We start from the raw sequence: 9,160 nt of genomic DNA, 5'->3' as shown, positions 1-9,160 counted from the left end.
CTTTTTCCTCGGCGGTCAGCCACTTGGCGTCTGCAGGCCTGTCTTGCAGGTAGAAATAGAGGATGACGCCCAGAATACAGGCGGGAGGGCCTTGAATGAGGAACAGCCACTGCCAGCCGTGCAGGCCGTCAATGCCGTTCATGTACTTCAGAATGGCTCCGCACAGGGGGCCGGCGACGATGGCCATGCCCATGACGGCGGACAGGAAAATGGAGATCACACGGCCGCGGCGGGCCGAGGGGTACCAGTAGGTGAAGTACAGAATGACGCCGGGGAAAAAGCCCGCCTCGAACGCGCCCAGCAGAAAGCGGGCCACGTAGAACTGCATGGGCGTGGAGACCCAGGCCATGGCCGTGGCGATGACGCCCCAGACGACCATGATGCGCATCAGGGTCTTGCGGGTGCCGATTTTTTCCAGCAGCAGGTTGCTGGGCACTTCAAACAGAAAGTAGCCAATGAAGAACAGGCCCGCGCCAAAGCCGTAGGCGGCGTCGCCAAAGTCCAGCGTCTGTTTCATCTGGATTTGCGCGTAACCAATGTTGATGCGGTCGAGGTAGGCGACCATGTAGCACAGCAGCAGCAGGGGCAGCAGTCTCCAGCTGACCTTGGAGTACAGCGCGTTGTCTGCAGCGATGTCGGGGCTGGCTGCCTTGGTTCGGAGTGGGATGCCCTGAACAGTGGTTGCGCTTGGATTCATCTTGGTCTTCTTGAAGTGGGTGTATGACGGCGAGATCGGGTGCGTGCGGAGCATCTCTTGGCGGAGCTCCTGCACAGCTTGCGCACTGGGCCAGGTCTAGAAACCGGGGCTGACGGCGCAGGTCAAGCTGGTTTTTTCTCTAGGACTGACTGGATAAACAGGGCTTGAGCCTGTGTGCAGATCGCACCGTGCTGGCATCTTGATGCGCCGGTTCAGAGGCAATCGTCTTGCCGGTATCGCGGCAGTCTGCGTGGAGCTGCGCGCGCTTGTCTTCTCGTTTTTGATTCATTGCGTACCTTCGCCATTTGTCTCCAAACCCCGGCGGCCTGCAAGGCAGAGCGACAAGGTTCTGGGTCAATGTAGGTTCAGGTGGTGCTGCAGACTTAACGCTTTATGCAAAGCGATTGTCATATTGCGACAACAAGGGTAAACCTAGGGTGCGCTTGGCAGGGCTGAAAACGGGTGGTTTTGGGGTGCCAGAATCGACCTGCTGTCGAGGGGAGCGCCGGTATTTCGTGATCAAAAAACGGGCGTGAATCGGGCGATGGCGATTCGGGTTTTCACTGATCATGCGCAGCGGCGAAATCAACGCTTGCCAGCCCCCATTGCAGGGGCTTGGTCCCAATTTTTGGGATCGACGAATTGTGCGCGAGCCTGCGCGGGCGCTCACACCCGTTTTGAGTGATTCAGCAGGAACTGGCATCCGCTGAATCACGGTTTTGATAGCGCCCAGCGCCTGATTGATCAGGGCTGTGACGCTATTTGGCAATCAAGCCTTTTTCAGGAACTCAGACTTGAGAATGAACGGCCCCTGATCTGTCTTGCAGTCCACATCGTGGTCGCCGTTGTCATAGACGAGGCGAATGCCTTTGATCTTGGTGCCCTTCTTGATCACGGTGGACGAGCCCTTGACCTTCAGGTCCTTGACCAGCAGCACGCTGTCGCCATCCGCCAAAGGCGTGCCGTTGGCGTCTTTGATGATGCGCGGGCCGCTGTCTTCGTCGTCAGCCGCAGCGCCAGCCGACCATTCGTGGCTGCAGTCGGGGCAGATCAGCAGGTCGCCGTCAGGGTAGGTGTTGTCCAGGCCGCATTGGGGGCAAGTGGGCAAAGAGGTAGTGCTCAAGGAATCGCTTTCAATCAAGAAAAAAAGGAAGAAGCAAGGAAGAAAGGCAGAGCTTAGCCTTTGCGCAGTAGTGGCAGGCCGGGGTGCGGATTGTGGGTGTTGCGCCCCGGCTGCCAGTGCTCTGTTTTCTATGCTTTTAATAGCTGCTAGCGCAATATCAATAAGCGCTACAGCCGGTTTTGATAGATGTTTTGACGCCTATTCGTAGTCAAACTCGGCCTGGTAATCATCGGGGTTGATGCCTTCGGCGCGCAGCGGCTCCACCAGCCTGAAACGGGTGATCTTGGCCGATGCGGTGATATAGCCCTTGATCACGCAGTCGCAGGTCACAGGGCTTCTGGCTTCTGCCGCCAGTTGCTCAATCACCCGCGTGGTCTTGCGCCGCGCCAGCATGCGAAAGAGGGCGGGCACATGGGCCAGCAGGCGCTTGAGCAGGGCCTCGGCCTCGGGCAGCCATTCGCCTTGTTTGGGCAGGTCTGGCACAAAGCCCCATTCGTCTTCGCTCAGCTGCCGCCACAGCACGATGGAGTGGTTGTCGCCATCGCTCACGCAGGCCATTTCTTCCAGCTCTGGCGTTTTCATGGGCGCGTAGCGCGTGCTGCAGCCAGCGGCGAGCAAGGTGTCATAAGTGGTCTGCACCTGGCTGACCTGCAGGCGCAGCGACAGGCTGGATTCGACCCGGCTGACCTGCGCCAGCCGCAGCGTGGCGCTGCCGGTGTCGATGTCCACATAGCCATCGCCCCTGCGTACCTCGGCAAAGCCGATCACATCGCGCCACAGCTGGGCGGAGCGCTCCAGATCGGCGGTGGGGACAATAAGATGGCTGATTCCAAAAAACATAGCAGGCTTCGCAGAGCATTCAAGGGGTTACCGATGATAGGACTCTGAAGACTTGCCTGTGCTGATCTGCCTCAAACGCGCCTGTTCTGCTCAGGCTCTGTGGCTTTTGGGGCGGCTGCGGGATGGATGAGGCAGTGCTTTTTGTCTCCAATGATCGAGTTGCTGTTAATAAATACAGTACCTCAATCAATCGGCATTGGCTACGCGATCTGCTGGTCGGTCTGAAACGCCTGTATGCCCTGCATGCAGTACAGCAAAAAGCGGTTCGCGGCGGGCGAGAGATGCCTGCCGGTACGGGTGATGAGCTGCATCTCCGCATCCTGAAAGGCTGGGTTGTGAATGGGAATGGCGCGCAGGCGGCCGCTGAGCAGCGCCGCCGTGACGGAGCAGGGCGGCAGCAGGGTTACGCCTTGGCCGCTGCTGACAAAGGCCAGCAGCACGCTGATCAAATTGCTGGTGAGCGCGGGGCTGAGGTGAATTTTGTCGGCGTGCTCGGCATATTCAATCAACTGGCGAATGCCGTACACGCCTTGCAGCATGGCGATGGGCCACTGGTTCAGCTCTTGCAGCGAGGTGTGCGTCGCGCTGGCCAGTGGGTGCTGGGCGTGCACGATGGCGTGCATGGGCTGGCGCGCGGTGCCGCGGGCGGTGATGTGGCTGTCAGCGGGCGGGTAGTACACCAGCCCGATCTCCGCCGCGTCTTCGCGGATGCGGCGCATGATCTCGGTGGTGCCGTAAATCTCCAGCGAGATGCTGACGCCGGGGTACTGCTGGCGAAACTGGCGAATCGGCCCGTCAATCAGCTCTTGGGCAAAGCCTTCGCCGCTGACCACGCTGACGCTGCCGCTGTGCAGGCCGCGCATGGCATCGACCTTGGCCAGCATGTCATGCTGGTGGGCGGTGTGCTCGCGGTGGTAGTCCAGAATCAGCTGACCGGCTTCGGTCGGCACCACGCCGTGGCGGTGGCGCTCCAGCAGGGCCAGGCCTAGCTCTTCTTCCAGCAGGCTGATCTGGCGGCTGACGGCTGAGGGCACGATGCCCAGCTTTTCGGCCGCAGCACGCACCGAGCCGCAGTACACGGCTTCAAAAAGATAGCGGGCGCGGGAGTCTTGGAATGCAGGCATGCCTGATTGTGGGTGCTAAATTAAGTCTGTAAACCTACGTATGTTCACTTTTTTAGAACAGAAATGCGAAGCGTATGCAATATATGCATTGTTATATTCGACGCCCGCATGGGTGAGTGCCAGCTTGGGCTGGCTGTGCCCATTTTTCAGGGTTCATAGCTATTTCAGTGCGTCGGCAGCCGCCGTCGTGCGCAAGGAAGTTTGATGCGTACAGAGGTGCAGCCAGCCAAGGCAGCGTTGAAGATGAGCAGTGTGGTGCAAGTTTTTGCGCTGGCGCTGGGGATTGCGGCATTGTCCGAATGGCTGGGGCCGCTGCCTATCGCTTTGGGCGTGGGTAAGGTGGTGTTGCTGCCCATGATCTGGGCGCTGCTGATTGGACTGGTGCTGGGCCTGCTGCGCAAACGCCTGCCCGGCCCGCTGCAACTGGGGCTGTATAGCCAGAACTTGGCCGCCGCTGTGCTGTCTTGTGCCCTGTTTTTGTTTATTGCCAAGCTGGGCTTGCTTGTGGGCGGATCGCTGCCGCAACTGGCGCAAGTGGGCTGGGGTCTGGTGCTGCAAGAGCTGGGTAACCTGATTGGCTGCGTAGCACTGGGCATGCCCGTGGCGCTGATGCTGGGCATCAAGCGCGAGGCGATTGGCGCGACCTTCTCCATCGGTCGTGAGCCCGGCCTTGCCATCATCGGTGAGCGCTTTGGCATGGATTCGCCCGAAGGCCGCGGCGTACTGGCCGAATACATTACCGGCACGCTGATTGGCGCGATCTTTATCTCGCTGCTGGCGGGCTTTGTCTCCAGTCTGAACATCTTTCACCCCATCGCTTTGGGCATGGGTGCTGGCGTGGGTTCGGGTAGTATGACAGCCGCCGCCGTGGGCGCCATTGCCGCCCAGCACCCCGAAATGGGCGACCAGATCGCCACCTTTGCCGCTGCGGCTAACCTGATCGCCACCACCGTCGGTACGTATTTGACCCTGTTCATCTCGCTGCCGCTGGCCGTGCGTGCCTATCAATGGCTGGAGCCTATTCTGGGCCGCAAGCGCAAGGCTGCTGCGGTGGAAAAGGCCGTGGCCGCTGGCGCTGCAGACGAAGAAAAGGTGGATGTACCGGCACTGAGCCTGGGCATGCGCCTGCTGAGCTGGGTCTGGGTGGGTGTGATGGTGCTGATTGGCAACCGCATTGGCTACGGCATTCCTGTGATGGATGCACTGCCCGGCGTGCTGCTCATCATTGCTGCCGTGCTGGTGGGCGACCTGATCTATGTCGGCACGCGCCGCAAGCTGCCTGCCGTGTGCTGGATTTCTTTCATCGCCATGGCCATGACCTTCCCGCATACCCCTTTTGCGGCTGAAATCTCAGCCATGACGGCCAAGGTCAGCTTTCTGGCCATGATTACGCCCATGCTGACCTTTGCGGGTCTGTCGCTGGCCAAAGATATTCCTGCCTTCCGCCGCCTGGGCTGGCGCATCGTCGTCGTCTCGTTGCTGGCCAATGCCGGTGTGTTCCTGGCGGCCACCATGATCGCCCAGACCTTTGTGCACACGATGTAATCGAAGCAACGCCCTATGTTGAACACTATTCAATGGCCCGGCCAGCAAGCCATGCAAGCTTGGCGTCATGACTTTCACCGCCATCCCGAAACCGCGTTTCAGGAACACCGCACCAGCGCCCGTGTGATCGAGCTGCTGACCAGCTTTGGGCTGGAAGTGCACACCGGTCTGGCCGGTACCGGCGTGGTCGCCGTGCTCAAGGGGCTGCGCGGCGCTGGCCCATCCATCGGCCTGCGCGCCGATATGGATGCGCTGAACGTGACCGAGCTGAACCAGTGCGAGCACGCATCCACCCACACCGGCCGCATGCACGCCTGTGGTCACGACGGTCACACCAGCATGTTGCTGGGCGCTGCGCAAGCGCTGGCATCGCACCCCGACTTTGCGGGCACCGTGCACTTCATCTTTCAGCCCGCTGAAGAAAACGAGGGCGGCGCGCGCGCCATGATCGAAGACGGCCTGTTCAAGCGCTTCCCCATGGATGCGGTGTACAGCATGCACAACTGGCCCGGCTTACCCGTGGGCACGGCAGCAGTCCACCCCGGCCCGGTGATGGCCGCGTTTGACATTTTTGATCTGACCTTGATCGGCAAGGGCTGCCACGCCGCCATGCCGCACCTGGGCAAAGACGCACTGCTGGCCGCCTGCCAGCTGGTCACGCACTTGCCTGCACTCATCGCCCGCGAGCAAGAAGTGCACAAGCCCGCCGTGCTGAGCGTCACCAGCTTTAACGCGGGCGACACCTACAACGTGATGCCCGAAGCCATCAAGCTGCGCGGCACCGTGCGCTGTTTTGACATGCCCCAGCGCGCGCGCATTGAACAGCGCTTTCGCGACGCCATCGCCGCCACCTGCGCGCTGCACGGGCTGGAGGCCAAGCTGGACTACCGCGTCAGCTACCCCGCCACCATCAACAACGCCACGCACTCAGAAGTGTGTGCGGATGTGCTGACCACGGTGCTGGGCGAAGGCAAAGTGCGCCGCGACATGGTGCCCAGCATGGCCTCGGAAGACTTCGCCTTCATGGCGCAAGAATGCCCCGGTGTCTATATCTGGCTGGGCAACGGCGAAGAAAGTGCATCGCTGCACAACCCAAAGTACGACTTCAACGACGCCAACTTGCCGCTGGGCATGCGCTACTGGGTCGAGCTGGTGGGCGCGCTGCTGCGCGATGGCAAGCTGCCTGCATAAGCTTCAATAAGCCAGCATTGCCATCCATGAAAAGCCGGGTTTTGACCCGGCTTTTTTTGTATCAGCAAGCGTCTGCAAGGTTTGAAAATTGATAGCTGCTATCGCTTTCAGAACAAGCGTTTGCGGCCTGTTTGATGCTGAATCTTTGGGTGAAGCCTGAAATTTCTGTGTTTGCGATCAGTGGTTAATGGGTTAGAGTACTGTATAAATAAACAGTATTTCGGTGGTCGTCCAGCGATTCCGATCTCAATCATGGAAACCATTGCCAAACTCAGCATCCTGGCTGATGCCGCCAAATACGACGCCAGCTGTGCCTCCAGCGGCGTTAAGGGGCGCAATTCGCTGGGCGGCAAGGGTATGGGATCGTCCGAAGGAATGGGCATTTGCCACAGCTACGCGCCGGATGGTCGCTGTATCTCGCTGCTCAAGATCCTGCTGACCAATTTCTGCATTTACGACTGCCGCTACTGCATCAACCGTAAAAGCTCCAACGTGCAGAGGGCGCGCTTTACGGCCGCTGAGGTGGTGGCGCTGACGCTGGACTTCTACCGCCGCAACTGCATTGAGGGGCTGTTTCTATCGAGCGGCATCATTCAATCCAGTGACTACACCATGGAACAACTGGTGGAGGTGGCGCGCAGCCTGCGCGAAGATCACGACTTTCGTGGCTATATCCACCTCAAGACCATTCCCGATGCGGCCCCCGAGCTGCTGGCGCTGGCGGGCCGCTATGCCGACCGGCTCAGCATCAATATTGAACTGCCCACCCAAGAGGGTCTGCAGCAACTGGCCCCTGAAAAAGACGCCAAGCAGATTCAATCGGCCATGGGCGAGGTGGCCAGGCATATCCAGACTGCCAAAGAAGAATGGCGTTCTCAGGCGGCCAGCAGCATCATCTCGCTGCCCGGCAGCCAGCGCGTGCGCCGCGCCAGGCCGCCGCGCTATGCCCCTGGCGGGCAGAGCACGCAGATGATTGTGGGCGCGGACGATGCCAGCGATGCCGCCATTTTGCTCACCAGCAGCGGTCTGTACGGTGGTCACGGGTTGCGGCGCGTGTATTACTCGGCCTTCAGCCCCATTCCCGATGCCTCGGCTGATTTGCCGCTGCAGGCACCACCGCTGCTGCGTGAGCACAGGCTGTATCAGGCGGACTGGCTGATGCGCTTTTATGGCTTCGCTCATCAAGAGATCGTGCTGCCCGGTAGCGGCGGCATGCTGGACCTGGAGCTGGACCCCAAGCTGGCCTGGGCGCTGGCGCATAGGCAGCACTTTCCCATCAACCTCAACCGTGCGCCCAAGGAGTGGCTGCTGCGCGTGCCCGGTCTGGGCGTGCGCAGCGTGCAGCGCCTGATGATGGCACGGCGGGGGCGCAGCTTGCGGCTGGCTGATCTGCAGCAGCTGCGCATTGCCACGGCCAAGGTGCTGGCCTTTGTGGAGCTGGCGGACTACCACCCGCGCCGCGCTGATCTGGAAAGCCCGCTGCTGCGCCAGCAATTGCTGCAGCGCATGAGTCACGGCGTAGTTCAACAAAAGCATAGCGGTATGCGCTTGCCAGACATAGGCTTGAGCGCAAAAACATCTCAGCTTTCACTGTTTGACTGATTGTGCTGAATGGCTCAGATGGAAACAAACCTTGAATCATCCAGCGCTATATCCAGCGATTTTCTGGTGATCGAGCTGGCCCAGCCGGATGACTTTGACGGCTTTCGTCAGGCTGCCCGTGTGCTGCTGGCCCTGAACGCCGAGCCGCATGCCGTGCGCTGGCGCTTTTGCCAGCCGCTGGCGCGACAGATGCCAGCGCAGGATTTGTTTGCCGCCGATGAAGCGGGCAGTGTGGTGGGCAGGGCGCTGACACCCGATGCGCTGGACCAGTTGCCGCTGCCACCGGCCCAGCCGCTGCGTTTGGGTAAGAGCCAGCTGTCTACCCTGCGGCTGGCCTGCTGCCACAGTCTGGCAGGCCGCTTTGCGCTGTGCTACCGCTGGCTGTATCGCTTGCAGGCAGACCACAGGCTCAGGCTGGATGCTCTAGATAGTGACTGGCGTGAGATTGAACGCCTGGCGAAAGCGGCGGGCCGCGAGATTCACAAAATGCATGCGTTTGTGCGCTTCAGGCCTGTTCCTGGGACTGAGGCCGAGGGGCAGGCCACGCAAATCGCATGGTTCGAGCCAGAGCACCATGTGCTGCGCGCGGCTTCGGGCTTTTTTCGCCGACGTTTTCCCAATATGCGCTGGGCAATTCTTACGCCGCAATGCAGTGTTTACTGGGACTTGGAGCAGTTGCTGCTCGCCCCCGGCAGCACGGCGGATCAGGCCCCCGGCCCGGATGCGGGCGAGCAACTGTGGCTGACTTATTACCGCTCCACCTTCAACCCCGCGCGCCTCAAAGAGCAGGCCATGCAGCGCGAGATGCCGCGAAAATACTGGAAAAACCTGCCTGAGGCAGTGCTGATCAGCGAGCTGGTGGCGGGTGCCCGTGGCCGCACCCAGCGCATGTTGCAAACCTGAGGCAATGCTGAGGCGGGATCGCGTCGAGAGTCCGGTTGTGCAAAGGCTCTGGTCTAGTCAGGGTCTACAGGGTCGATAGGGCGCTAACGTTTTTCGCCCGCCAGCTTTGCTGACAGCGTGTTTTGTTGCCGCGCA

The 9,160-nt window shown here is 60.5% G+C and carries 9 protein-coding genes; 4 read left to right on the top strand and 5 right to left on the bottom strand.

The features are described 5' to 3' along the window. From RSF91_RS14645 to RSF91_RS14625, 5 genes are all read right to left on the bottom strand, one after another. Positions 1-697 (bottom strand): MFS transporter (locus tag RSF91_RS14645; protein ID WP_332569111.1); only part of this gene is annotated, 697 nt, incomplete at its 3' end. 391 nt (positions 698-1,088) lie between these two features. Next, entirely contained in the window at positions 1,089-1,466 is a 378-nt protein-coding gene (locus RSF91_RS14640; protein WP_332569110.1) for a hypothetical protein, read from the bottom strand. Further along, positions 1,467-1,820 carry a zinc ribbon domain-containing protein YjdM gene (locus RSF91_RS14635; protein WP_099737964.1) on the bottom strand — a complete coding sequence of 118 codons (354 nt, stop codon included), beginning with the start codon at positions 1,818-1,820 and terminating at the stop codon, positions 1,467-1,469. Positions 1,821-2,018: 198 nt separating this feature from the next. Then, positions 2,019-2,660, bottom strand: coding sequence for a VOC family protein (locus RSF91_RS14630; protein ID WP_332569109.1), 642 nt, complete (start codon positions 2,658-2,660; stop codon positions 2,019-2,021). A 200-nt stretch (positions 2,661-2,860) separates the two neighbouring features. Next, entirely contained in the window at positions 2,861-3,784 is a 924-nt protein-coding gene (locus RSF91_RS14625) for a LysR family transcriptional regulator (RefSeq protein ID WP_332569108.1), read from the bottom strand. A gap of 204 nt (positions 3,785-3,988) precedes the next feature. On the opposite strand from RSF91_RS14625, the gene RSF91_RS14620 reads away from it, so the two are divergent. From RSF91_RS14620 to RSF91_RS14605, 4 genes are all read left to right on the top strand, one after another. Continuing rightward, the gene (locus RSF91_RS14620) at positions 3,989-5,329 is read left to right on the top strand and encodes a DUF3100 domain-containing protein (RefSeq protein ID WP_332569107.1); all 1,341 of its coding nucleotides are present in this window, start codon (positions 3,989-3,991) and stop codon (positions 5,327-5,329) included. A gap of 15 nt (positions 5,330-5,344) precedes the next feature. After that, entirely contained in the window at positions 5,345-6,520 is a 1,176-nt protein-coding gene (locus RSF91_RS14615) for a M20 aminoacylase family protein (protein ID WP_332569106.1), read from the top strand. A 252-nt stretch (positions 6,521-6,772) separates the two neighbouring features. Beyond that, on the top strand, positions 6,773-8,122 hold the full coding sequence (locus tag RSF91_RS14610; protein ID WP_332569105.1) for a putative DNA modification/repair radical SAM protein: 1,350 nt from the start codon (positions 6,773-6,775) through the stop codon (positions 8,120-8,122). 18 nt (positions 8,123-8,140) lie between these two features. Beyond that, positions 8,141-9,025: a TIGR03915 family putative DNA repair protein gene (locus RSF91_RS14605; RefSeq protein ID WP_332569104.1), complete on the top strand. Its 885-nt coding sequence runs from the start codon at positions 8,141-8,143 to the stop codon at positions 9,023-9,025. The last annotated feature ends 135 nt before the right edge of the window (positions 9,026-9,160 follow it).

The organism is Comamonas sp., assembly GCF_036643215.1.
Lineage (GTDB): Bacteria > Pseudomonadota > Gammaproteobacteria > Burkholderiales > Burkholderiaceae_C > Comamonas.
The sequence above is the reverse complement of the archived record's forward strand: the minus strand, read 5'-3'. Positions and strand labels throughout refer to the sequence as shown.